The following is a 24894-nucleotide window of genomic DNA, read 5'->3' as shown; positions in this document are numbered from 1 at the left end:
GAATCGCCAACATGCTCAGCCAAATGCCCTGATGGAAGCGCGGTGGCTACCAGTAGTGCCGTCGTCCGCCGACCGCGTGTCCTACCGCTCCCAGAATCCACAGCAGAACCCCGATCGCGACCAGGACGATCCCGATAGTCCAGAGAATACCGATGCTGGCCAAGAGGCCGATGACGAGCAGAATGACTCCGAGGATGATCATGATGACCTCCCGTGACGGACGACCCCTCTCTTCTCACAGGTCCCCGCCTTTCTGTGGAGCAAACCCGGGACTAGCCTTGCCCAGCGCGTGCGCCTCCCGACAGCAGCATTGCAATCACGCTTGAAGGGCGACGACCGTGCAGTCGCGAGGGCCCATGCGGTGCAAGACTGAAGCGAGCGGCTCAGACATCGGCCGGGACTCTCCGGACGGGAAACCACTCCCACCTTCCTACAGGCGCCCGTCAGCAACATCAGTGAGCCTGATATGACCGCTACGGCCGAAGGTGGGAGTATTTAAATACCGTCGGCAAAGCGTGTGGATGCAACCTCGAAGGGCAGGCAGGTGCAATCAGCACGGCTGGTCGCCAGACGTGGACGAGACGCGTCAACAGGAAAACCTTAGCGCCCATCGCTCCTTCCACCCGGATGACTACGCCCCCGAGAAGGGAAGCGGCCGCAAGGTTTCCAAAGAGGAGTCGAAATCCGTCCCCGGTGGCACCGTCGAGAGCACCAGTCGCCGCGGGGAACGGCAGGGCAAGGGCTCTGGCGACAAGGGTATGCACGACAAGGGCCCCAAAGGCCGCTCACAGCGCCCCAGCGGAACCAAGGACGCCTCTGCCACGACCGGTGTGGACCCCCAGGACCCGCCCGGGAAGCGGAGCGCCGACTAGGTAGCCGAAACGGCAACCGAAGTCATCGCGGAGCCGACCGATGGCCAAACCAGTGCATACCGCTACGGTGACGTGGCTCTGTGGCGGCAGGGCGATCTTCCGTCTGCGCCCGGGTCACGTCGGCGGTCCGGGTATCGCCATGACTGATCTGATCATGGCGCTCCCGGTCGACAGCGGGCGTGTCGCCACGTGACTGGGTGAGTCCGCGGCGGGACGGGCTGCGGCGCTTGGCGCGCCGCGCGCCGATCAGCAGCAGGGCCAGTCCGAGCACAGCCGCCGCTCCGACAGCGATGCCGTAGAGGAAGAGCGTGCCGGTGGAACCCGTGACCTCGTAGCCGAAGACCGAGAACCCGCCAGAAAGTCCGTGCGCGCTGTTCGCGAAGACGCCGACCACGCCGATGGTGACTGCGGCGATCAGAACAATGAGTCCGAGGATGAGAATCATGAAGCACTCCTTGGATCTGCTTCGCCCCCCGGGGGAATCGTGCTGTCCGGCAAGTCGTCGGCACGTGCCGCGTCTACCCTCAGACTGAACTGCCAATCCTGTTCGTCATCGGCAACATGGCCACCATTGGCATCTTGGCTTCTCTGACCGGGCGAGCCCCCTATTGTAAATTTCAAAGCCCGTATGGGGGGGCATGTCTGAGGACTTTCGACCATTATCCAGACGTAACGCAACCCTGCTCCGGGCCGACTGGTCGGTTGGTATGCGTTTAGGAAGCTCTTTACGGGTGAGGTTGAAGTTATCCAATGAGTTTTGTGGGAGCGGGATGTGAGTGTCATGGCAAAGGACGAGAAGGCCAAGGCCAAGGCGGAACAGGCCAAGGGTAAGGGCAAGGAGGCCGCGGGCCGATCGGTAGGCAATGAGGGTTTGATTGCCAAGGGCCGCGTCGAGAAGGCGAAAGGTGACGTTCGTCAGGCCAAGGAGAAGACGAAGGACGCCTTCAAGCACTGATACGGGCTCAGCGGATCCGGCGCGGAAGGATTCTTTGCAGAATCCGTCGGCATTGCCGTCCAGTGACCTGGCTGCTCCCGCTTGGTTTCACAGTGCCTTCCGAGCCATTGCCACGGCCCCGGTTCGCAAGGGAACCCCATGGTGACGTCGCCGGCCCGCCAGCGTTGTGGATACCCGAAGCATTGGCTGCGCCGAGCAGTATCCCCGGCGGGAGACCTTCTTTGGTGTGCCCGCTCAAGCGCAGCGAGAGCGACGCCCGACACGCCCGTGAGAGAAAGCGGCTGCCTCCGAGAAGGCGAGATCCCCGACACCTAATGGTGATTGCGCCCCAATGCGCGGCGATGGCCTATCTCCACGGCCTCGCCCCGGCGGGTGGCCGCGGCTGGAGAATTTCGTCACCGCAAGCGCCGCGTAGCCATCGGTGTCCCCGCCCAGCTCGGCCTGCCAGGCCTCTACATGGCCTCGACAGGTTGCAGCGTTCTCTACGCCGCGCTGCGGTGCCCCCTACCAACGCCGGTTCTGTGCACGCACCCGCGGACCCACCGACTGTGTCCATCACTCCGGCGGACGGGTAGTCACAGCGGAGGTACGTGATGGTTTGTGCTCGGGCTACTCCGATGACTCCGGTCGCCGCACATGCGACCTTCCTGAACCGGCGACCGCTTTGAATCCGCTGCGCACTGGTTCGATCTGCTCCGGCGAGCTGGGGCGACGTAAGCCCGGTGCCTCACGGCTGCCCCTTCAGGGCCTGCAGCACCGGGACCTCCGAGTGGTCCAACCATGCTTTGCGCTTCGTCATCCTCACTTGCCTTCCTGGTCGTATGACTCCAGGGGGTGGACCGCCGGCCCTTGGAGGACGCCCCGTTCACGTCGAAGCGTGCCTGAGCGCGCGAGCTCACGGGCCGTACAGAGCCAGGCCATCCCACCGCCGATCACGGCGACATCTACTCGGATATTGCTCCGCAGGGTCGGATACTGGGGCCCGGGTCGCACTCGGCCCAGAGCGATCCTCCTGGTTGTCCCGACACGGTCATTGCTGAACCTCCGGGTTCCGTGGGGCCTGGGTTCTGACTTATCGCCGTGTGTGCACCGGCGGTCTATAGGCGGCTACCCGGCCCCCCGGACCTGACCCCCCGGTGAACCGCCCGAGTGAAGCGTGCACAGCCGGGCAGAACATCACTTATCCGAATATTTAGGAGAGGTGAGCCGTCATGGCGAAGAAGCACCCGTCACACGGTGAGGGGCCCAGCCGTCACAAGGGACGTGACCAGCACGGATGGTCTGAAGACGTTGATGATGCCAACCAGGACAACCCCAGTGCTCACCGGTCCTTCCATCCGGATGATCATGCACCTGGCCCCGTGAGGTCAGCCCGGCCTTCTCAGGAGGACAAGGAGGCATCTCTCTCCGGCACTCCGGTGAAGAGCGAGTCCCGCAGCGGCGAGGACCGCGGCGGGAAGTCCCAGGAGAAGGGAATGCATGACAAAGGCCGCCGCGGTCGCTCCCAGCGCCCCAGCGGGTCCAAGGATTCCTCGGCCCTCACCGGGGTCGACCCGCAGGATCCGGAAACCGGCCATTCCGGACGGTGAGAGCACCCGCGAGAGTCAATTCGTTCGGTCGGCAGTAGGTATGCGCAGGGCCAGGAAGGCGACGTCGTCGTCGTTGTCGTCCGGACGGGCTTGAGCCAGCAGGGAGTCGCTGAAGGAGTCCAGCGGACGGTGGGCCAGGGAAGCCGCGTGTCTGCGGAGTCTGTCCATGCCGTCGTCGAGGGTGTGGCGGCGGGATTCGATGAGTCCGTCGGTGTAGAGCACGAGGGTGGACCGGGGCGGCAGAGTGAGGACGGCATCCGTTCGGGGACTCGGGCCACCGGTGCCGAGCAGCATGCCGTGCCCACCGGTCAGGAATCGTGTTTGGCCGTCGTGGGTGATCAGTAGTGGTGGCGGATGACCTGCGTTGGTCCAGTGCAGCTTCCAGAATCCGTCGTCACCCATAGCGAGCCGAGCCAGGATCATGGTGGCCATCGGCTCCTGGGCTATGTGCATGACGGCTTGGTCGAGGTGTGCGACCGCTGTGCTGGGCGAGCCGGGATGTGTCCAGACAAAGGCGCGCAGCATGTTGCGGATCTGGGCCATTCCGCCTGCGGCATCGAGGTCGTGGCCGACGACGTCGCCGATCGCCAGTGCGGTCGCGCCGTCGGTCAGCGAGAAGGCGTCGTACCAGTCCCCGCCGACCTGGGAGGCATGTGGAGCGGGCACGTACCGAGCTGTCATCTGCAGCCCCGGCACGATCGGCATCTGGGGCAGCAAGTGCCGCTGCATGGTCTCGGCAACCTTGCGTTGCCTCTGGTAGAGGCGTGCGTTGTCCAGCGCCAGGCCCGCCCGCCGGGTGAGGTCCTCGAGGAGCGGGAGATCCGAGGCGGTGAAAGATTCACGGCGGTTCGAGCGGCCGAGGGTCAGTGCGCCGAGCACTTCGCGCAGTCCACGGATCGGGGCGATGGCGGCCGAGTGCATGCCGGTCTCCGTGAAGAGCCGTTGCTGCTCGACGGCGATGCCGGAATCCGGTGGTCCCTGGTACGTGGATGGGCTGGCGATGGTCGAGGCGGCGCCGCGCAGGGCCCGTGACAGAGGCATCGGTGATTCTTGCGGCACCGGAGGCATGGGCCCTTGCAGGTCCGGGCGCTCGACCAGGAGCCCATCCGCGTGCTGCATGACCAGCGTACGTCTGACCTCGTCCACTTCGGTGATCAGGTCGACGACCGCCCAGTCCGCGAGCCGGGGCACCGTCAGTGCAGCCAGGCGGTGCAGCGCCTCGTCCACGTTTAGCGTGGAGGTGAGCTGTGTAGTCGTCTCGGCGAGCAGTGCAAGGCGGTCCAGTTCCGTCAGCCTCTCGGACTCCTCGGTTTCGTCCTGGTGGGCTTCTGGCACATCCTGTGGCTGATAGAGCAGTACCAGCGCGCCCGATGCTCCGGCGTCGAGACCGTAGGGCGTGATGAGCCAGGCCAGGCCGAGCACCGTGCCGTCCCCGCAGGTGAACCAGTCAAGGTCGCAGTGCCTGGTGCTGTGCGTGAGGAGGGCCATACGCAGCCCGCAGCGGCTGCGGGGCAATGGGTGCCCCTGGCTGTCGCGGTGCAGCAGGTCGTGAGCGTCCCGGCCGACCAGGTCGTCCGCGGACCGGTGGAACAGCTTCTCGGACCGTCCGTTGGCCGCGACGATGATCCCTTCGTCGTCCACGACAAAGGCGGCTGCCGTGATGCCCTCGAAGACATCGCCGAGCGCCGCCATAGCCCCCGCCCGACGATCCTGAAACGGGGCTCCCCCAGCATCCGGCACAGAGATGTCCATACCCCCTCCTCGTTCTGGCTCCTCCCTCTCTGGTTTACCCCCGCATCAGGATCACCACCCGCAGCTCTCCTACAGGCGCTTCGTGCGCATCGCGATCGGTGGTGCTCCGCGCAGCCGAGGCCGGAAAGCCGGCGCGGGGCTCTCCGAGGCCCGGAGGCCGGTCGGCTGTCGGCGATGCGTACGGGATGCCGCTGCGGAGACTGGCAAGGACCGCCGTTCTCACCAACGGCTCCGCTACCTCGTGACACCGCGCATCGCCCAGGTCGGGCTACTGATCACGGGCACGCCTCGCCCGGCATCCCGCCGTCTATCCGAAGGGCGATCTGACAGAGCGGGCCTCGGCGAATGGGAACTCGCCCAGCAGTTGCTGTGCTGGTGAGGCTGGAACGCGGCCGTTGAGTTACCACTTCCAGCCCGTGTCCGGGCGGCCGGTCGGTCGTGGAGCGGAAGGCCTGTCTCCGGTAGATCTGCTCCGCCTGCAGCCCTTTGTCGTCGAGAACGGGCGCCCGGTAGCTCGCTCACGGGCGTACCGGGGTCATGGGCTGTCCGGCTGGCAGCGGGGACACCACACAGTGCCGCGCCCGCCGATCCGCGTGCGGCTCAGCGGCCCGTCGCAACGCGGGCAGGCCGGGGCGGCGTCGTCGCGGCGGCCGGTGAGCCAGGACTTCCGGGTGGGTACGCGGCCGGCGCGCACCGAGGAGCGCAGGGTGCGGCGCATCTCGGTGTGCAGCCGGTGGCGCTCGTCGTCGGTCAGCTGGTCGGCCCGGCGCGCCGGATGCAGGCGGGCGCGCCACAGGATCTCGTCGGCGAGCAGATTGCCGAGCCCGGCGAGCACCGACTGATTGGTCAGGGCCGACTTGATGCGGCTGCGCCGCCGGGACAACAGCTCGTCGAACTCGGCCCGTTTCACCGACATCGCGTCAACGCCCTGGTCGTCCAGAATGCGCGCCACGTCGGCGTCGTCGGCAAGCCAGAGGCCTTGCAGCTTGCGCTGGTCGCGGTAGCGCAGCTGGTCCCGGCCGACGGTGAACACGACGCGGTCGTGCGGATCGGGCGGGTCCGCCTCGCGGCAGCAGACCAGTTCTCCAGTCATGCCGAAGTGCAGCAACACCGTGGGCCCGTTGGTGCGGGCGAGCAGCCACTTGCCGTGCCGCTCCGGTGCAGTGAACCGGTGGCCTTCCAGATCGCGGCTCAACCGCTCCGCGCTCACCCCGTGCAGGACGCCCGCGTCATGCACGTCGACCCGCTTGATCCGCTTGCCCTGCGCACAGGAGGCGAGGACCGCCCGGAACCCCTCGACATCGGGCAGCTCGGGCATGCCATCACCCGCCGATCTTCGTACTCACCCTGTGCGGTGGGCCGTGTGTCCAGGATTGCACCGCGGCTGGATCACCACCAGACGATCGCCAGGCCCGCCCGCCACGCGTCGCCCCTGCGATGACTCCTGTTCCCGGCCTCGCCCGCGTGATCACGATGCCCTCCCACGCGCCCAGATGCCCGAACGGCCGACGGCCCGGGCCTAGCCACCACTCCTCGTTCTGGGGGTGGGCAAGGATCCGGCCGAGGTGAAGGCCGGTGACCTCGCGCAGGGCGAGGCGGTCACCATCGGCGCCGACGATGATGCCGAGGAGATCCTGCGCACCATGAGTGAGCACAAGGTCCGGCGTCTGCCCGTCATCGACGGGCACACTCTGGTCGGCATGGTCGCCCAGGCCGACGTCGCCCGTGCCCTGCCGGACCCGAAGGTCGGTGATCTCCTCCAGGCGTTGTCCACCGACTGATCGGCCCGTGTGTGCGAGGGCGGGCGAGGCGCCGCAGTTGTGACTCGGTGCTCGGGATTCCTTCTTGCGGATTCCGGTGGATGTGATTCTGACGATCACGTCCGAAGGTTCCTTCAGGATCGGGTCGGGCACGGTTTCGACCCGGGCGTCTCGCTTGCCGTGCCACGTCAGTGCTCGCGTGGTTCCCTCCGCACGGTGGTCAGCCGCCGAGCGATCCGCTACCGAAGTCGCCGCTGTCCTGCTCGTGCTCGCGCCGTTGCTCGGATCCAGGTCGACTGCTGTGTGGCTTGAGCTCGTGCGGCGTCAGACGGGAGCCGTCGTCAGGAAACGAGGCACCGTCCGGCTCGCGGTTGTGCTCGATGTGTGTACGGTGCGCCGGTGCGGTCGGCTGTTCGTCGGGCCGCGGCCGCGGTGGCAGTGTCCTGCGACGTCTGATGGCCCACGGAATCACACCGACGAGTACTGCCACGATGACGATGCCTGCGATCAGGGGCCCGACGCCGCCCAGGACCGGATTGGGCGCTGCGAGAAGCGTTTGGCTGCTAGTGAGCACGTTCATCCCTTCGCCGTAACCGTGGGAGCCTGTCCGCTGCTCCACCCCGTCCACGAGCGCCTGCCCCCGGAAGAGAACGTGACACATCCGGCATTCGTCTCACGACGGCAGAGCGTTCTCCGGGTATGCGCCCGTGAGTCTTCAGGCAGCTTCTCGATCGGGTCGGGACGCGAGCGGTGCCGTGTCCATGCCCGCCTGGGCGTGGAGCCCGTCCAGGAACTCCTGGACCGCCTCCACGGCCGTGCGGCGCGGTTCCCACTCGAGTTCGGCACGGGCGCGGGAGCTGTCCATCAGCGGCAGGCGCAGCACGGCGTCGAAGAGGTCCGGCGACGCGGGCACCAGCCGCAGCCGCCACGCCGCGGCGAGTGCGGCCCGTACGGGTGGCAGTGGCATCCGCAGGGGGCGCGCTTCGAGTATTCCGGCGAGCACGGTCGCGTCCAGCGGCGGGTCCGCCGCAAGGTTGAACGCACCGCGGACCGGGCGGGCGACGGCCTCGCGATAGGCCGCCGCGGCGTCGTCGGTGTGCAGGGCCTGGAAGGTCAGTCCCGGCAGGTCGGGGACGGCGGGGACCAGAGACGGCCGGATCAGCTGGGCGGGTAGCAACCGTCCCGCGAAGATCCGGCGCTGCTGCGATGCGGACTCCCGCTTGAACAGGAATCCCGGTCGCATGCGGACCACACGCATGGCGGAGTGGCGCTGCTCGTAGGCGTCCAGGACACGTTCGAGGTAGGCCTTCTCACGGCAGTAGGCGGCTCCCGGCCAGCCATGGGTGGGCCAACTCTCCTTCACTGGGTGGTCTTTCGGGCCCGGGGAGTACGCGCCGACCGACGAGGCGTGCACCAGTGCCCCCACGCCTGCCTCCGCGGCTGCCTCGAAGACGCGGATGCTGCCCAGTACGTTCGTCCGCCACGTGGTCACCGGATCGTGTGTGGGCTGGAACTTCCACGCCAGGTGTACGACCACGTCGGCTCCGGTGAAGTGGGGTACGAGCTCGGGGCCGCCCGGGTCTATGTCGACGGCCAGCCATCCTGTTCCCTCAGGCTGCCAGCCGGGAATCCGGCGCGCGATGCCGAGGACCGATGTCACTCGGGGATCATCGGACAGGGCTTGGACCACGCTCGTCCCGACATTGCCTGTCGCGCCGGTCACGACGACTCGGAGTCCGCTGGCTTCTTCCATGCCGTGTGATGCGTTGCCGGTCATGTCAACCGCCTTCCGCAGAGGTTTCTCCCCGGCACCAGTCGGCTACCCGAGCCGGCAGTGCATACTCGTGGTCCCTATCGCCCTTCCTGCGGCGGGCGAAGGTGATCGCGAAGCAGTTCCAGTGCCGCGACCACCGCCGCCTGCTGGATCGCCTCTCGGTCCATGGCTTCGTCTGCATGCGTCGGCTCGGCTACGACCGTGCCGTGTGACCCGCCGAGAGCGACGAAGAGGGTTCCGATCCGTTTGCCGTCCTGGGTGTCGGGTCCGGCGACTCCGGTGGTGGCCAAACCGTACGAGGCGTCCATGAGCCGCCGGACGCCCTCGGCCATCTGCGCCGCCACGACGGCCCCTTCAGTGTTCAGCAAGCGGGGGTCCACACCGAGCACGGACGCCTTGACCTCGGTCTGGTAGGCGATCACCCCACCACGGAACGGCCAGGCAAGGATCACGGCTGGGCTGCTGCAGCCTCGCATCGGCCACCGCCAGTGCACGCTGCGAGCGGACAAGGCCGCGACCGACTGGGGAACCATCCGCTGGTACACGAGTGAACCCCTGGCGGAATGTCTCCCTCTACCATCGCCCTGGAGACTACGCACCGCCAAGCCGTGTTTCCCGCCGCCCGGGGATGCTGCCTATGGCGGACGCGGGTGAGCGCGCATCGGGCGGCTTCCCGGCGTGTCACGGCAAACCGCGCTCACCCATCGGGAGAGCGTTCGATGCTGTCGTACGCAGTGGAAGTCGCCCTCTTCTCGCCCAGACGCCCCGGGGTCAGCTTTCGATGCCGGTCGCGGTGTGCGGGGTGCCGACGGGCTTGGATTCCGGTGAGCCTCGCTGCCGGAGGTAAACGGACAGGATGGCCATGGAGGCCACGGCCAGGAGTTCGGACTGCCAGTTCTGCAGGGAGCGGCTCCAGAAATCGGCGGAGATCAGGTATTCGGGCCAGCCGATAGGAGCCTGGAGCTGGCGGAGACTCTGCTCGTTGTACGCGGCCACGCCGGCGATCGACTGCGCGAGCCAGGACAGGAAGAACAGGCTCGCCATAACCAGTCCGAGGGAGCGGGAGAACACGGCCTGCCGCCAGTCGCCCGTGCTTGCCCAGCGAGGCGAGTCGCTCCGGGCGTGCTCACCCATCTGCTGGTCCTTCTCGGACTCAACACCTGCTTTGTGGATCTCTTTCGACTCGGGTGAGCCGCGCTGCAGGAGGTAGACGGTGCCGAAGATGTAGAGGAAGAACTGCAGGTACTCGGACTGCCAGTTCTCCGTGACGTCGACGGCGAAGTCGGAGGACATGACGTAGCTGCCGAAGCTGAGCGGCGCGAGTCCGTCGACGACCAGCTGCTCGTTGAATTCGGCACGGCCAGCCACGGCCTGGCCGAGCAGGATGACGAGGAAGCCGACGGCGAAGACCAGGGTCAGTGAGTTGTCCCGGATGAACCGGCGCATGGACGGCCCTCCTGCCGAGTGGCTCATCGGTGCAGCAGCCCGAGGGTAATGAAGTAGGCGAGGCCGCCGACGACGGTGACCAGACAGAGCACGAACAGGATTCTCATCAGCTTCCCTTGACCTGGCATTGATATGGCTTGCCGGCCTCGGGCCAGCAGCCTGCGGCCACCACCCGCCAGCCGCCGGGGAACTGCGACAGGAAGAGCGTGTCCCGCTCCAGGGTGACCATGGCCTGCTGGCCGTACACCTCCACCGCCCGAACCGCACCCCCCGACGGGAGCTGCTCCTCGCCCAAGGCGACGGCGCACGGCTTCTGCCCGGACTCCTCTACCTCGCTTCTCGCCCCGGGCGCCAGCAGTTCGCACGCCGCGGTGTTGTCCCCGGCGTGTACCGCACGCTCGAACACCTCAGCCTGCCCGGAGGCAGCATCAGCGCGCACTCCCGGACCGCCGCACGCGCCGACCGTGGCCACGGCAAGCGTCAGAATCGCGAAACGAACCGCCCTGGCGGCACCGGCGGGCTGTCGACGACGGCTGCGGCGATGGGCAGCTTCGGCGGCATCGTCATCGGCACACGGAACCCACACGACGCACAGCCCTCCGCAGTCGACACTGGCGATATTGATTCCTATCCGTCCGGAAGCCCCCACTCATCACTGCCACTCCGTTGGCGACCTGGCGTCACCAATCCGGCGCGCGCGGATGCGAGGGCGGATGAGGCTGACGACCGCGGGACGTGACGCTTGGCCATCGAAGTCGTGGGCCCACGGGAGATCATGAAACCGGGGCAGGCTTCCTGTGTACGCCCGCAGCAGGGGTGCCGCCGATCCGGCTCTCGGCACAACGGCTTCCCGGGCGCAGTTGGGCCGTATGGACCAAGGAGTCTTCATCGTGAGGCGACTCGCACCCCGCCGGAAGGATTGAACGCTGCGCATCGTCGTTCCGCCACGCGTATGGCGGATTGCGGTGCACCCGGCGCGGGTGGACCGGGCCGCGCCGGCGCGAGGGTTCTTTGCGGATGGCGGGCAGTCGCGACAGGCTGCTCCGCCCCGGTACCGGGTACGGAGCCTCTGCGCGTGGGAAGAGGAATCCGCTGCGCACAGGTTTCCTTCGCGCTGGCGAGCTGGGGCGACGTAAAACCCAGTGCCTCACGGCTGTCCCTTGGGGACGGCCAGGGGACATGGAGGGGACACAAGGACCCGCAAGGATCTGCAAGTATCGAGCAAGACCAACGGCGCGCACCCCATTTGATCGGCAAGAACGTCAAGGGTCGGACTAAAATGCAAAGGCCTTCACGATCACCAAAGGACTCATAATCCGTCGGCCGTGGGTTCGAGTCCCACCCGCCCCACCAGAAACATGCCTGACCTGCGGAAACGTTCCTTGCGAGGTGCTGGAGTGTCAACTCCGGCTCAACGGACCGAATCCGCTGCTCGCGAGTTCGGTCCCGGAGGGGCCGTGCCGGTTGGCAATTCGCTGACCTGCGCGGATGTATCGACCCGCCGTTGGTGCGAGCCACCGCAGGTGGCTGGCCTGACGGTCGGAACTGTGAATTCGGGACGCTGGCAGGACACAGGTACCGGGAAGTGTCCACGAGAGGTCCGAGCACGCCGACCGCTGCGGGGTGCGGTCCACGGGGTGGTGGATGTGGTTGATGAGGCAGCCGCCTGGGATTGCGGTGGCATGCTCCGACACGGGTAGCCCCCGGTGATTGGCTGAAGGCGTACAGGAACGGGCCGAACTGAAAACGGCCCCGCGGACGCCCAGCTGCGGATGGCGGCTGATATTCGCCTGAGCCCATTTCTGGGGCCAGGCGGCTCGGCACCAGGCTCTCGGACTGTCCCTCGCACGCGTGGCTCTGTCCATGAGAAGGGACTGCACTTCGACAGTGGTCCGGGAGGTGTCTGGCCGTCGGCGCCGACGTGGAATGTTCACGGGTTCGGGCAGCACCGGGCCTTCCTCGCGGGCCGAGTGTGGCGGGGTCTCAGCGCCAGTCGTCGATCACGTAGGCGTCGGGGTGGCTGTAGCCGGGTTCGTTGGGCCTGTGCATGGTCACGCCCTGCAACCAGGTGCGGAAACCGCGGTCGACCATTCGACGGTAGGCATCCGGGCGGCCCAGGTTCATCCCGGCGTCCAGTTGACCCAGTCCGCGCTCGGCGGCCAGCTGCTCGCACGCGCCAAGCAGTCGTTCGAACCGGTTGGCGGCCTCCGGGCCAGGGCGTACGGCTCCGAACTTGACGAAGCACACGTCCTCGCCGGCCTCCGACCCGGCTCCGCAATGGCAGACGGCCAGGCCATCGAGCTCGGAGTCGGCGCCCTGGAGCAGGATGGTGTCACCGAGCCCCTGCGCGTGCGTGGCCACGATCTCGCGTTCCAGGCTTAGGCCCTCGTACACGGCCCCGGTCAGTGCGCGACAGAGGCTCAGGGCGTCGGGCTGCTCGGCGGCGGGCAGCTGGCCGTACAGCACTCGGCCGGGGACTGCGGCACTGCCTGCGACCTGCTTCTTCATGATGGCTGTGAGGAATCGGGGCCAGAAACCGTACCGGCGGTAGAGCTCAAGGTGCTTGGGACTGTGCGAGAAGGTGAACAGGCCCAGGTGACGGTTCTCCCAGGTGTCGAAGCAGTCCATGACCGGCTCCATGAGGCGCCTGCCGACGCCCTGGTCCCACAGGTCCGGACGCACGGTCAGCGGACCGAAGTACCCGACGCTGCCCCAGTTGACGGCGAAGTTCGATCCGGCGACTTCGCCCTCGACCGTCGCTGCGAAGGCCGCCTGTGGATCGGCCGCCCAGCGAGTGCGGACGTAGTCGGCGGTCCCAAAGAACGTCTTCGGCTCGGGAGCTCCGAGGAACGTCCCGAAAGCGACCCTGAAGATCTCGTCGGCCCGATCCAGGTCCGCCTCACCCAGCGGGCGGACCGACACAGGGCCCGTGCCACCCTTGCGCTCCCATGCCGATGGGATCACTGTTCTCTCCTTCCCGACCCCCTGTTTCATCGCACCACGGGCGTGCGCCGCAGGCGAGGCGAAAGGTCCACCGATACCCAGAGACCGAGGACCCGGCCGGTCTGCCTTGCCTGTCCGCCGGGAACTGCAGCTGTCACCAGGCCGAATACCGACCGGTCGAACAACGGCTACTACGGGTACCGAGGCCCAGGAAGGCCACCCCCTGCCCGGGACGGAGAGTCAGCGGACGGGTGCTGTCCGTTCGCGTGAACATCGACCTCGGCTCCGGGCGGGCGCCTCCCAGAGGGCTGAACAATCGCCGTCGTGATCCGGGTTCTGGCTCAGGTTGTGTGGAACGTGAACTGTGCGTGACGGCTGCCGCCCCTGGTCTTGCTGATCGGGACGTGAAATCCTCGCCCAGTCGCTTCAACAGGCGCTGCCGGGGCGCCCGAGGCCCCAGGGCCAAACCAGTGGGAGTAAGGGACGGTTCCGGCGGCAGCCGCACGCGTGACTCGCGATCGGAGTCCTGAGTAGACCCCACTGGGTCCCGGCATCTCATTCACGCGAGCAGGACGCGTTTGCGGAGGAGTTGGAAGCCTGCGCGGCCGAACATCTGGCGCTTGAGCATCTTGATCCGGTTGACATGCCCTTCGACGACACCCGAGTTCCAGGGGAGGGTGAGGCCGGCGATGACGGCTTCGCGGTCGCGGTCTATGCCCGCTGCGAGCGTGTGGAGACTGGGGAGGTCGTCCTGTCTCACGGCGGCGAGCCAGTTCGGCAGGCGCTCGCCCTGGCGCTCGGTGAGCATGGTCGCGAAGGACCGGACGTGCCTGGTGAGTGCGTCGATCTCGGGGCAGTTGGCCCGGACGTTCTTCAACTGGAGGTGTTCGGTCTCGGAGAGGGTTTCCGGGCGGCGGAGGATCCATCCGGCGACGGTATGGGGCGAGGGCGGACGGGCTGTCACGGGCCGTGGCGAGGTGCGCTTCTGGCGGAGGTAGGCGCGAACGCGCTGGTAGCTGCCCTGATAGCCGAGCGGGACGATCTCTTCCCACAGTTTCCAGGCGTTGGTGAAGCCCTCGTTCCAGCGGTCGTCGAGGTAGGGCTTGTACTCGTCGAGGACTGAGGTCCTGGCCTGCCACTGACCGGTGAAGAGGTCTTCCGGCCTGGCGGCGTCCGCGTACTGTTTGACGGTTCGGCTCGTCATGCCGAGCTGCCTCTGGATCGCGCGACGGCTGTGCCCCGCCTCCACCAGCGCGTGGACCGTGGCATGCATGGTCCGGGTTCGGTCGGCGAACCGGTGGCTGGTCGGCCACGGCGAGCCCGGCGACTCCTCCGCCGGGTCGGGCTCCGTCTGGGGCGTTAAGCCCACGACGTGCCGTCAATCACCGAACAGGCAGACACACAAGGGGAGTTCCGGGGATATCACGCATTCGAACACCGCGACAGCGTTCCGATCTCAATTAGCCCGAATAGGTGGCGACGCCTGGCGCGAGCACCCGTCGGTCCACGACCTGTCGTCGATTGGGAGTATCGGCCGCACTAGCTCCGCGCTGCCGGCCTCCGCCTACCCCTGGGTCCGCGGCCACGTCGGCAAGAGCGTCCGGCTCGCCTCCGTCAGCGGCGGCACGGACGTCGTCTCCGGCTTTGCGGGCGGCGTCCCGACCACTCCGATCTGGGCGGGGGAGTTGTCCGCACCCCACCTTGGCGTCGCGCTCGCCGCGTACGACATAGGCCCTCTGGACGACGCCAACAGTGCCTGCCATGTTGCTCTCATGACGTCGCGGGGGAGTGATCAGGAAGCCTTGGCCCTTGCTCTTGACCACGCATGGCGGTGGTCTGAGAACCGCCGCGGACGGGCTTACCAGGTACTCAATGCACTGTTGATCTGCATCGCGATCATGGCTACGGCTTATGCCGCGGCTCTCACCGCCGACATGCATGGTGTTGCCGGGCTGATCAGCTTGTTGAGTGGCGCGAGCCTCGTTGGAGCATATGCGGAGAGCATGCGGCTTCGTGCCTCTGCCACCTTGGCTGACGATGTCATCAAGAAGATCGAAGAGCGCCTGGCGACTACTCTCGCGCTCGAATCACTACGCCTGGTAGAACGCGAACAGCCCCTCTACTCAGCGAGCAGGGTGGCCTGGCCCTGGTCGGTGTCGAAATCTTTGGTGAGTATTGGTGCGCTTGTGTCACTCGCCGGAGCCATCTATACCTGGGTGGCAACTCCTTAGAGCCAGGCACGAGTTCCCTTGGGAAGACGGATCAGTCATCATGCGGGGCAGGTGGACGTCGAGGTGCTCGATTTCGACCGGGGGCCCTGTTCGCGGAGTGCTCGGGCAAGGAGTTCGGCATTCTGGGCGGCCCGACGCCGCATGGCGCCCGCCCCGGCGGGATCACGCGACGATCCGCAGGGCCGTCGAGGAGGCCGCCGCCGCACAGGCGTCCCCGGGGATCTGCATCACCAACGTCGGGATCGTCGATCCGGCGCTCGGCCCGCACGCGAACCGGGTGACGGGCTACCGCACCGTGGTCAACAGAACCGGCGCCAACTACGGCGTGGTGCTCCATCTGGCCATGTTCAAGGGCGCGTTCGCAATGGCGCTCGCGTTCGGCACCCCGTGCATGGACAGGTCCACGGTCGAGAAGGTGGCGCAGGGGCTGCACGAGCGGGCGACGCACCCGGGCGAGTTTCTGCGCCCATGAGCCCCTAGTCGGCGGCTGCCCGGTGCTCGTCGCTCTTCGTGCGCAGGACCAGGTCGAGGAGACCGGGAAATCGCTCGTCGAACTCGGGGCGTCGCAGCCGGTTGAGCCGCTTGGCCCCGGCGTCGCGCTGCTCCAGGAGCCCGGCTTCGCGCAGCACCGCGAAGTGCCGACTCAGGGTCGCCTTGGTCACCGGAACATCGAAGCTCCCGCAGGCCCGTTCCCAGTCACCGGCCTCCGCAAGCTCCCGCACCAGGGTCTGCCGTACGGGGTCGGCGAGCGCGATCAGTGCCGTCTCCAGTGGTACGTCTCCGGGGTCCGCGTGGACCGGTGGCGTGCGATGGCTCGCGGCTTCCGTCGGCTGTCGGCTCTGTGCCGTCATGGCGTGTGCTCCGTCCCAACTCTCCATGTCCGCACCCGGATCGCAGAGTGTTCGATGATCTGCGTACACTCCAAAGTGTTCGTCCGTCGACGAACAGCCTACTGGAAGGAAGAGCGAAGTGCCTCAGCAGCAACCCGCCGGTGCACGGTCAGGGCTGACCCTGTTCGCGGCCTGTCTGGGATTCGTGGTCGTCATCCTCGACGTCAGCGTCGTGAACGTCGCCACCAAGGCGCTCGCCGGGGACTTCGGCGGCACCATGGCCGGCCTGGAGTGGGTGATCAACGGCTACACACTCACCTTCGCCGCCTTCCTCCTGACGGCCGGTGCCATGGGCGACCGCTTCGATCCCAAGCAGATCTTCATGTGTGGCTTCGTGCTCTTCGCCGTCACATCGCTGGCCTGCGGAGCCGCGCCCTCGCTGGTCACCCTCATCGTGGCCCGGGTCGTGCAGGGCATCGGCGCCGCCATGATCGTGCCGTCGTCCCTGTCGATTGTGAACACCAACTTTCCCGACCCGGCCCGGCGCACGCGCGCCGTCAGCCTGTGGGCCGCCTCCGGCGGACTCGCGCTCGCGCTCGGCCCGGTCGTGGGCGGCGTCCTCGTGGACTCCCTGGGCTGGCGCTCGATCTTCTACGTCAACGTCCCCATCGCGCTGGTGGGCATCCTGCTCACCAAGGCGTACGCGCTGCCCGCCCCCGCCCGCGACACCTCCGACCGCCGTTCCCTCGACCTGCCGGGCCAGCTGCTGGCCGTGATCGGCCTCGGCACCCTGACCGGGGCGATCGTCGAGGCGAACGCGCAGGGCTGGACCTCCGCGCTCGTGCTGTCCTGCTTGGCCGTGTGCGTGCTCGCGCTGATCGGCTTCCTCGTCGTGGAACGCCGCAGCAGCGACGCGATGCTGCCGCTGCATCTGTTCGGCAGGAAGGCGTTCAGCTCCACCTCGCTCGTCGGAGTCCTTCTGAACTTCGCCTTCTACGGCCTGATCTTCGTCTTCAGCCTCTTCTTCCAGCAGGTGTGGGAGTACTCGCCGATCGTCGCCGGACTCGCCTTCCTGCCGATGACCGCCTCCATCATGATCGCCAACCTGGCATGCGGACCGCTGGTCAGGCGCTACGGCGCGCGAACCGTCCTGATCACCGGCAACACCCTGGCCGCCGTCGGCTACCTGGCCACGGTGCCAGTCGTGGGATCCCAGTCGTACCCGGCCATGGTCGTCCAGTTCCTGGTCGCCGGCTTCGGCATCGGCCTGGTCGTCCCGTCCATGACGAACGCGATGCTCGGATCCGTCGACCCGGCCAACGCGGGCATCGCCTCGGGCGTCCTCAACGCCTCGCGTCAGCTCGGCGGGCTCATCGGCGTCGCCGTGATGGGCCTGCTCGTAGGCCAGGCCGCCTCCGGCCACTTCGTGTCCGGACTGCGTGCCGCCCTCCTCTCCGCCGTGGCCGCCCTCGCGGTCAGCGGGGTGCTGAGCGCGGTTGGCATCCGACCGGCCGCGGCTGCTCATGCGGCTCCGCCCGCCGCCACGTCCAAGGCCTCGCCCGCCCGAAGCGCCGCAGACGCGCGCTGAACACCCGCCCTGCGAGGCCTCTCAGGTCCCGTTCGAACTCGAAGTGGTCCCACACCGGCTCGCGAATGTCGCCGTGGTGGAACGGATCGTCGTCCTCGACTACGGCCGCATCATCCGGACCGGCGTCCCGGGCGAGCCTCCGCAGGCGGTGGCCCTCTCCGTGAATCAGCCAGAGAGCATGAACGTGTGGGCGATTGGGGCTTGTTGGCAACGCTCGCGAGTCCTCTGGCGGGGCGTTATTGAACCGTCATCCCGCTGTGCACAACCCTGGTCAAACTATGGCGATCGTCACGTCTTGATTGGTCTGGTTGCCTCGTTCGCCTGGTTGGTCCGGTAGCCCTTGGGGTGTCGATCGGCATAGGAATGCCTGAGGCGACATCGAACACGCGTCGCAATTTGGTAACTGACCGACCAGACCCCCCTGCTGGGCAGGCGGGGCGCGAGAGGATCACCCAACTTGTCTGCGAAAATACGATTAAGGCGAATACTGTCCCGCATCGCCATCGGCACGGCGCTGCTCACCGCTGCACCCCTCGCCGTGGTGAGCGGGGCCGCCGCACAAGACATCCAGCCGACCGCCTCGGGTACGCACTTCACCTCGAATCCCGACCCGAACGGTGCGCCGTCGGCGAGACCGGCGGCCGGTCCGGAGAAGGCCACCCTGGCGGCAGCAAGCCGCCCGGTGTCAGGCAAGAACCCCCAAGCGGGCCCGACCTTCACTCAGGTGTCCGGGGTGTGGAACGTCAACACCTCCATGGCCGTCCTGCGTAACAGCGTCACCGACGCTGACGGCGACAAGGCCAACCTGACCTTCGAGGTCTGGACGACCGACGCCAACGGCAACCCGAAGACCCAGGTGAAACTCACTGACGACAACCCGTACGGCGTTCTGGTGTCCGGCTTCGTGGCGTCCGGCAAGACCGCCGAAGTCACCGTTCCCAACGGGAAGCTGAAGCCGGGCACCACCTACACCTTCCACACCTCCGCCTACGACGGCAGCCTCTACGAGACGGCCTGGTCTCCCTGGGCGAAGTTCCGTATCCACGCCCACTCGGTGGACATCACGCTGCCGGCGCCGAACGACAAAGCCGTGAACCCGGCCTTCGACAACTCCTGGCAGCCGGTTCCCGGCTGGGGTTCGATCGAGACGAAGAAGCTCGTCGGAGTAAATGAGCGGCACTGCCAGCCTGCCGGGAACGGCAACCAGCTCTGCATCACCTCGTCCCCAGCGACCAAGGCGGACATCACGAAGGCGAAGGAGAGCCGGGGCCGGCTGAAGGGCATCCGGGCTGCCGCGCCGCCGTTGAACGACACTTGCGAGGTCGGCGCGACGCAAGGCAAATACGTGTCGATCTTCACCCGTGACGCGGCGTGCATGTACAACAAGCTGTCCGTCGAGGTGACCGACGAACAGCAAACGGAGTCCAAGGGCTACCAGGAATTCCTGATGTCCTACCACATGAAGACCGCCATGACCGGCATTGATCTGAAACTGTGGGCTCGCATCACCCCGCTGCCCATGCCCGCCGGAAAGGTGCCGTTCCCGGCGCAGCCTGGCGCGATCAAGCTGACGATCACCCCGATGTGCAGCGCAGGGTGCGTCGACAAGCCTTCCTACGCGTGGGACGGCAACCTGATGTGGGGCGGCTCGTACGACATCGACCCGCACGAGGAGACCGGTACAGCCACGGTGAAGTGGTCCGGCGGCGTTCCGGACGAGTCGGGGAAGAAGGACCGGGATCTGTCGCAGGACATGGCGTTCGCGCCGTTCGCGACGTTCTCCACCAGCGTTCCGGAGACCTTCCCCACCGACAAAAGCCACGGCCTGATCGGAAACCCCGTCTACGCCCGCTGCGACATGGTGTATTCCCCGGCAGGCTGCGTCTTCCGTGACTACATGCCCGGCTACGTGTTCAACACCGCCAAGGCGCCGGCTGCTGCCGCACATGCCTGGCTGATCAACACCAAGATCCGCGAGGGTGCGCCCCTGAACTACCTCCCGGACCGCAGGGGAGAGACCGGCGCTCATGGTGAGCGCAACGCCTACGGCCGTGACCCGGACGCCAACCGGAGGGTCATCTGCCCGGACGGCTGGGCCGCGAACAATGGACACCCCGACACCACGACGGTTCCCGACATCAGCACCAACGACAAGCCCAGTTGTGACGAGTTCGCCTTCGCCGCCAGCTACAACAGCGGCGGTATGCCGAAGGACATGGAGGGCACCAACCCGGTCACCTCCGGCGACCAGTGCGTGCAGACCTTCGCTACGAAGCTCACGGACGGCACCTGGAAGCTGTACGACGACGAGCGCAAGGCCGGCCCCACGTGGAAGGAGGTCTGTGGCCGGTCGGCGATGTCCGAGTGGGTCAACTCCACGTCCATGGCCCGCTTCTCGACCTTCACAAGCCAGTTCCGCCTTCTCGACCAGGATCTGTACTTTGTCAGGACGCCTGGATTCGAGAAGTGCGACGCGAGTAAGGCGATCGTGAAATGCGACATCAGGTAGCCCCCTAGAAGGACAAGCCCCGTCGGTTGAGAAGCGGGGCGTCGCGGGGGACGGCGCCATGCGCGGTCCCCCGCGACCTGCACAGGAGGAGAGAGATGAACGATGGAATAGGCTGGATCGCCCGCGACGAGATCGCCTGGATCGGCTACTGCATCACGCTGGCACGCGGCCTGGAGCCCGAGGAACTGGTCAGGCGTCTCGCGACGGATTCGGCCCCTCTCCCTCTGGGCCACTACACCGGCTATGACCTGAACACCTATCTGGACCAGCGCGAGGGGGAGCGGCGCCAGAACGACTCCATTGCAGTACGGTACGGCGCCAGCGGGGACCTCGCCTTCGCCGTAGCGGACGGTTACTGGCCCGGAGAGATGAACACCGGACCCCTCCACGGTGTGTCCAAAGATGGCGCTCACGTCTTCCGTCTGTACTACGAGAGCCAAAACCCGAAGCTGCCGCCGCCCGATTTCAGTTACTTCCATGACGGGCACTACTTGTGCGGATTCGACATGTACATGCACACGTGGTCGCATGAGATCACAGGATCCCGCCCCGACCTGGTAAGCGCCGCCGTCCAGGCCGCAGGCATCCCCGACGAGAATAGGCGGGACGTGTCACACGCCAAGTCCCTCGCCGTCGTCGAGGAGCAGTTCAGTCTCACCCTCCCCAAGGAACAGGTGCTGCACGGGGCGCTTCCCGCCGCACTGATCAAAGGACAGGTCCCTGCGTGAAAGTGGCGTTGGCCGCTGTAACGTGCCCCGCACTCTTCCGGACCGGAGTGCGGGGCTTGGCGTTTGTCAGGACTGAGCACTGCGTTCATAACCCTCGACATGGCCTTCATCGTCCGGATCCGCCTGCTGCCCAGATCGCTGAGCCAGATCGCGTTGATCGCCGCTGGCGCTCGCTCCACTCGGGTCAACGCTCACAACAGCACGGCCTGGCTGCGTCATTGGGCGCTGATGGCGATCCGGACGTTGCCCACCCAACTCCGCGGCGGTGCTGGGGTCATGGACGGTTCGGGGCCGTTGGCCCACGGTTTCGCAACAACGATCGATGGCTGACGCCGGCCGAGGAGCCAGGCCGCGCCCTCGTGCACGCGGGCCTTGGCGACGACGACGTGCTGCGCTCGGTCATTGCCGAGAAGCGCCGCGGCCACCCGATCACGGAGAGGCCCGAACGCCCACATCGGCCGATCCCGGGTGGAAGCCGGCCTCCCGGCCCTGCCGGGGCGGTCTCGTCGGCAGCATGGACTTGTCGAATATCGATATGCTCCTCTAGTCTTTGGCATATCGAAAATCGATGGGACGGGATGCGATGAACACGCGACTCACGAGGACCCTGGCCTCGGTGACCTTTGCGCTGGCGGTGCTCTGCGGGCTCCTCTTCATCGGCACTGGAGTCGGCCACATGTTCGACGACGGGGCGGTTTGCGTGCAGACGCACTTCTGGGCCAATGCCTCACTGGCGGACGACCTGCCGATCGGCGAGGGCGTGAAGGCGTCCAGCAGTGCCACGCGCCTCTGCCAGGACAGTCCCTCCGCGGGTCAGCGCGCCGCCGGCCTCGGGGGCGAACTGCCCTGGCTGCTGTTCGGCTCCCTCGCGCTGCTGCTTTTCTCCCGGCTGCTGAAGGCTGTCCTGCTGCAAGGGCCGTTCACCGACACGGTGGCGCAACGGCTCTCCTTTCTCGGCTGGTTCGTCACCGTGGGCACGCCGCTGGCCGGCCTCGTCGTCGGCTGGTCACAGTCCTGGCTCGTAGGGAGCATGGCGCCCATCGTGGGTTCTGGGCCGACGGTCTCCGGGCCGATGGTGCTTGTCCTCGCCGGCCTCGCCGCAGTGATCATGGGGAGGATTATGCGTGAGGGCGTGCGCATGCGAGAGGACCTCGAAGGGACCATCTGATGCCCGAAGAGGAACTCCACGCGATCCGGATCCACCTCGACCGGCTCCTCGCCGAGCGCGGCATGACGCTCACCGAGCTGTCCGCGCAGGTGGGCATCACCGTCGTCAACCTGTCCGTGCTCAAGAACGGGCGTGCCAAGGCCATCCGCTTCTCGACCCTGTCGAGGATCTGCGATGTCCTGCAGTGTCAGCCGGGAGACCTGATCACCCACGACCCCGCCCAGCCGTCCTAGCCAGTCATCCCCAGCGGGGTCCACCGGGGAGTGGCCAGGCTGTTCCTCAGCGCCCCGCCCCTGGGCCTGGCTGGCTATCGTGCGGTCCCTCCGCCGTGGCAACTCGTCGCAGGCCGGCGCGGAAGGGGTGGGGAACCGAGGTGAGCAGATGCGTCCCACACCTGAGCAGGGGGTGGGGAATTTCAAGGTTCTGTCCGCACTTCCGTGAAGCCGGTGGTCAGGAGCTCTGCGGAGCAGGCCAGGGTCGGCCGTCAGGTGCCTGGTTGGGGCGGCCGGCGAGGACGTAGTCGCGGTAGTCGGCACCAGCCATGGACTGGTTCACCCAGCGTTCGCGCACATCTCCAGACCGGTCTGCGGCGCCTCTGATGAACTCCGCCGCAGGTCAGAGGCCTATGCCGAGTGATTGACGCATTCACTCCGGAGCCGTGTGCGCAGGTTCGAGTCCTGCCGGGGGCACTCGCCGGTCAGCCAGCAAGAATCAAGCTCTGACCAGGGCGAATGCCGAGATGAGAGAGCGGGAGTCAATCTCACCGCCTCGCGCACTCTCTCGTTGTATCTCGGCGTTCCTCCGACACACTCGTCAGCCCTACCTGGCCGTCCTTGCTGGCGCCTGGCGATGTCATCCCAATGGGGCGATGTGCAGCGAAGCGGATCAAGCAAGACTTTCGCAGAAGCGCAACGTTGTCCCGGAGGTTTCTATGTCGAGAAGTGACGCGCCCCAAGACAACGTGCCGCGCGAGGCACCGGCGCGCGCGCAGCTCGTCCTGGCGTCCCTGATCATCGTTGCCGCGGTGGCCAACCTGAACCTGTCGGTGGCCAACGTCGCCCTGCCCGCGATCGGGAAAGCCTTCGACTCGTCCCAGACCACACTGAACCTGATCGCCGTGGGTTACTCCCTCGGCCTGGCCGCATCGGTGCTCTACCTGGGGGCGATCGGCGACCGTCACGGGCGCAAGCTACTGCTGCTCCTCGGCGTCGCGCTCTCCATCCCCGCCTGCCTGCTCGCCGCGTACGCCCCCAATGACACCGTCCTCGTGGTGGCCCGGATCCTCGGGGGACTCTCGGCCGGCATGGCCTACCCGACCACCCTGGCGCTGATCACCGCCTTGTGGGCGGGGCCGGGACGGACGAAGTCGATCGCGTTGTGGTCGGCCCTGGGCGGCGGCATCTCCATGCTCGGGCCGGTGATCGCGGGCGCGCTGCTCGAGCATTTCTACTGGGGGTCGGTATTCCTGATCACCCTGCCCCTCGCCGTGGTCGCGCTGATCATGGCGCTGATGTTCGTCCCCGCGCACGCCAACGAGTCGACCGAACCGGTGGACAACCGCGGCGGCATCCTGTCCGTCCTCCTGGTCGCGGGACTGGTGCTGGCGATCAACTTCGCCGCCGTCCCCAACCAGGGGGCCCTGGTCGTCGGCCTGGTTGTGATCGCCCTCGTTGCCGGAGCGGCGTTCTTCTGGCGTCAGCGCCGGGCTCCCAATCCGTTGTACGACCTCCACATCGCCGGCCGGCGTACGTTTTGGGTCGCCGCATGCGCGGGCATCATCGTGTTCGGCTCCCTGATGGGGTCGGCGTTCGTCAGCCAGCAGTACCTGCAGAACGTGCTCGAGTACGACTCCGTCGAAGCCGGCGCCGCCATCCTCCCCCTCGTCGTGATGATGGTGCTCGTGGCACCTCGGTCCGCGAAGCTGGTCGAGACGCGCGGCGCCCGCACGACCCTGCTGATCGGTTATGTGTTCCTCTTTCTCGGATTCGGCTGGATGCTGGTGTTCTGGGGCGAGGGCAGCAGCTACTGGCAGATCGGCGTTGCCTACGTGTTCGCCGGCATCGGGGTCGGCTTCGCCGGGACGCCCGCCTCGCACTCGCTGACAGGGTCGGTGCCCGTGCGGCGGGCAGGTATGGCCTCGGGCACCGCGGACCTGCAACGGGACCTCGGCGGGGCCATCATGCAGTCCATCATGGGCGCGCTGCTCACGGCCGGCTACGCCTCGGCGTTCAGCTCGGCGATCGCCGCGTCCTCCGAGAGCAAGCACGTGTCGGACCAGGTCCAGGGCGAGCTGACGAAGTCGTTCGCCTCCGCCGATCAGGTCGCCCAGCAGCACCCCAAGTACGCCGACCAGATCGTCGCGGCCGCCCGCCAGTCGTTCCTCGACGGCGACGACTGGGCCTACACCGCCGGCCTGGTCGCGATCGTGCTGGGTGCGCTGCTGGTCTTCTTCATGTTCCCGCGCCGGGACGCCGAGCAGGAGCTCCTCCGGCGCTACCTCGCCGAGGACTCCGAGTCCGCCGCCACCGAGGAGTCAGCTGGCCCCGGAGACTGAGGCGTCGGTTCGGATGCCGTGCAAACCGGTGACGGTGGCCCCGACTTCACCGGCATCACGTTGCCTCCGAGCATGGCAGGACGCTCGTTCACGCAACCGCCTAAACCACTCAACTGATCCGCCAGGACGCCCCAGAGCTGAGCGGTGACCTCGACGACTGAGGCAGCTCCGCTCACTAGGTCGGCAGTCCGCCGC

The 24894-nt window shown here is 67.1% G+C and carries 21 protein-coding genes and 3 pseudogenes; 12 read left to right on the top strand and 12 right to left on the bottom strand.

What is annotated here, in order from left to right; translation table 11 throughout:
- Positions 1 to 46: 46 nt before the first annotated feature.
- Complete coding sequence (locus tag OG735_RS13630; RefSeq protein ID WP_327323440.1) at positions 47 to 202, bottom strand: DUF6131 family protein; 156 nt, start codon at positions 200 to 202, stop codon at positions 47 to 49.
- A gap of 319 nt (positions 203 to 521) precedes the next feature.
- On the opposite strand from OG735_RS13630, the gene OG735_RS13625 reads away from it, so the two are divergent.
- A complete protein-coding gene (locus tag OG735_RS13625; protein ID WP_442812422.1) occupies positions 522 to 872 on the top strand; it encodes a hypothetical protein in 351 nt (116 codons plus the stop codon).
- Between the two features lie 22 nt (positions 873 to 894).
- Here OG735_RS13625 and OG735_RS13620 read toward each other — a convergent pair whose 3' ends face one another.
- A complete protein-coding gene (locus tag OG735_RS13620) occupies positions 895 to 1317 on the bottom strand; it encodes a hypothetical protein (protein ID WP_327323438.1) in 423 nt (140 codons plus the stop codon).
- A 336-nt stretch (positions 1318 to 1653) separates the two neighbouring features.
- On the opposite strand from OG735_RS13620, the gene OG735_RS13615 reads away from it, so the two are divergent.
- Positions 1654 to 1827, top strand: a complete 174-nt coding sequence (locus tag OG735_RS13615; RefSeq protein ID WP_327323437.1) for a CsbD family protein — start codon at positions 1654 to 1656, stop codon at positions 1825 to 1827.
- 1604 nt (positions 1828 to 3431) lie between these two features.
- Here OG735_RS13615 and OG735_RS13610 read toward each other — a convergent pair.
- Together OG735_RS13610 and OG735_RS13605 are read right to left on the bottom strand one after the other, a co-directional pair.
- Positions 3432 to 5168 (bottom strand): SpoIIE family protein phosphatase, encoded by a 1737-nt coding sequence (locus tag OG735_RS13610; protein WP_442812421.1) that lies wholly within the window; start codon positions 5166 to 5168, stop codon positions 3432 to 3434.
- 535 nt (positions 5169 to 5703) lie between these two features.
- Entirely contained in the window at positions 5704 to 6486 is a 783-nt protein-coding gene (locus OG735_RS13605; protein ID WP_327323436.1) for an Fpg/Nei family DNA glycosylase, read from the bottom strand.
- 217 nt (positions 6487 to 6703) lie between these two features.
- Here OG735_RS13605 and OG735_RS13600 point away from each other — a divergent pair.
- Positions 6704 to 6949 (top strand): annotated as a pseudogene (locus tag OG735_RS13600) (CBS domain-containing protein); the annotation flags it as partial.
- A 199-nt stretch (positions 6950 to 7148) separates the two neighbouring features.
- Here the strand turns inward: OG735_RS13600 and OG735_RS13595 are convergent.
- From OG735_RS13595 to OG735_RS13565, 7 genes and pseudogenes are all read right to left on the bottom strand, one after another.
- Positions 7149 to 7508, bottom strand: a complete 360-nt coding sequence (locus OG735_RS13595) for a DUF6479 family protein (RefSeq protein ID WP_327323435.1) — start codon at positions 7506 to 7508, stop codon at positions 7149 to 7151.
- Positions 7509 to 7643: 135 nt separating this feature from the next.
- Complete coding sequence (locus tag OG735_RS13590; protein WP_327328301.1) at positions 7644 to 8681, bottom strand: NAD-dependent epimerase/dehydratase family protein; 1038 nt, start codon at positions 8679 to 8681, stop codon at positions 7644 to 7646.
- 98 nt (positions 8682 to 8779) lie between these two features.
- Positions 8780 to 9154 carry a CinA family protein gene (locus OG735_RS13585; protein ID WP_327323434.1) on the bottom strand — a complete coding sequence of 125 codons (375 nt, stop codon included), beginning with the start codon at positions 9152 to 9154 and terminating at the stop codon, positions 8780 to 8782.
- 319 nt (positions 9155 to 9473) lie between these two features.
- Positions 9474 to 10148, bottom strand: a complete 675-nt coding sequence (locus OG735_RS13580; protein WP_327323433.1) for a DUF6766 family protein — start codon at positions 10146 to 10148, stop codon at positions 9474 to 9476.
- Positions 10149 to 10254: 106 nt separating this feature from the next.
- Positions 10255 to 10554: a hypothetical protein gene (locus OG735_RS13575; protein WP_327323432.1), complete on the bottom strand. Its 300-nt coding sequence runs from the start codon at positions 10552 to 10554 to the stop codon at positions 10255 to 10257.
- A gap of 1577 nt (positions 10555 to 12131) precedes the next feature.
- Positions 12132 to 13112, bottom strand: a complete 981-nt coding sequence (locus OG735_RS13570) for a GNAT family N-acetyltransferase (RefSeq protein WP_327323431.1) — start codon at positions 13110 to 13112, stop codon at positions 12132 to 12134.
- Between the two features lie 538 nt (positions 13113 to 13650).
- A pseudogene (locus OG735_RS13565) lies at positions 13651 to 14445 on the bottom strand (transposase); the annotation flags it as partial.
- Between the two features lie 142 nt (positions 14446 to 14587).
- Here OG735_RS13565 and OG735_RS13560 point away from each other — a divergent pair.
- Together OG735_RS13560 and OG735_RS13555 are read left to right on the top strand one after the other, a co-directional pair.
- Positions 14588 to 14818 (top strand): annotated as a pseudogene (locus OG735_RS13560) (acetoacetate--CoA ligase); the annotation flags it as partial.
- Positions 14819 to 15419: 601 nt separating this feature from the next.
- Positions 15420 to 15794 carry a hypothetical protein gene (locus OG735_RS13555; RefSeq protein ID WP_327323429.1) on the top strand — a complete coding sequence of 125 codons (375 nt, stop codon included), beginning with the start codon at positions 15420 to 15422 and terminating at the stop codon, positions 15792 to 15794.
- Between the two features lie 4 nt (positions 15795 to 15798).
- Here the strand turns inward: OG735_RS13555 and OG735_RS13550 are convergent, their stop codons facing one another.
- Positions 15799 to 16173, bottom strand: a complete 375-nt coding sequence (locus tag OG735_RS13550; RefSeq protein WP_327323428.1) for an ArsR/SmtB family transcription factor — start codon at positions 16171 to 16173, stop codon at positions 15799 to 15801.
- Between the two features lie 118 nt (positions 16174 to 16291).
- Here OG735_RS13550 and OG735_RS13545 point away from each other — a divergent pair, with 118 nt between their 5' ends.
- The 7 genes from OG735_RS13545 to OG735_RS13515 all read left to right on the top strand — a co-directional run bounded on the left by OG735_RS13545 (position 16292) and on the right by OG735_RS13515 (position 24699).
- Positions 16292 to 17740 (top strand): MFS transporter, encoded by a 1449-nt coding sequence (locus tag OG735_RS13545; RefSeq protein ID WP_327323427.1) that lies wholly within the window; start codon positions 16292 to 16294, stop codon positions 17738 to 17740.
- Positions 17741 to 18197: 457 nt separating this feature from the next.
- Complete coding sequence (locus tag OG735_RS13540; protein ID WP_327323426.1) at positions 18198 to 20249, top strand: hypothetical protein; 2052 nt, start codon at positions 18198 to 18200, stop codon at positions 20247 to 20249.
- A gap of 95 nt (positions 20250 to 20344) precedes the next feature.
- On the top strand, positions 20345 to 20977 hold the full coding sequence (locus OG735_RS13535) for a DUF6461 domain-containing protein (protein ID WP_327323425.1): 633 nt from the start codon (positions 20345 to 20347) through the stop codon (positions 20975 to 20977).
- A gap of 99 nt (positions 20978 to 21076) precedes the next feature.
- Positions 21077 to 21307, top strand: a complete 231-nt coding sequence (locus OG735_RS13530; protein ID WP_327323424.1) for a hypothetical protein — start codon at positions 21077 to 21079, stop codon at positions 21305 to 21307.
- Between the two features lie 253 nt (positions 21308 to 21560).
- Positions 21561 to 22145 carry a DUF2975 domain-containing protein gene (locus OG735_RS13525; RefSeq protein ID WP_327323423.1) on the top strand — a complete coding sequence of 195 codons (585 nt, stop codon included), beginning with the start codon at positions 21561 to 21563 and terminating at the stop codon, positions 22143 to 22145.
- Entirely contained in the window at positions 22145 to 22378 is a 234-nt protein-coding gene (locus OG735_RS13520; RefSeq protein WP_327323422.1) for a helix-turn-helix domain-containing protein, read from the top strand. The genes OG735_RS13525 and OG735_RS13520 overlap by 1 nt, the downstream gene beginning before the upstream one ends.
- Before the next feature lie 698 nt (positions 22379 to 23076).
- Complete coding sequence (locus tag OG735_RS13515; protein WP_327323421.1) at positions 23077 to 24699, top strand: MFS transporter; 1623 nt, start codon at positions 23077 to 23079, stop codon at positions 24697 to 24699.
- Positions 24700 to 24894 lie beyond the last annotated feature (195 nt).

This window comes from Streptomyces sp. NBC_01210, from assembly GCF_036010325.1.
Classification (GTDB): Bacteria; Actinomycetota; Actinomycetes; order Streptomycetales; family Streptomycetaceae; genus Streptomyces.
The sequence above is the reverse complement of the archived record's forward strand: the minus strand, read 5'-3'. Positions and strand labels throughout refer to the sequence as shown.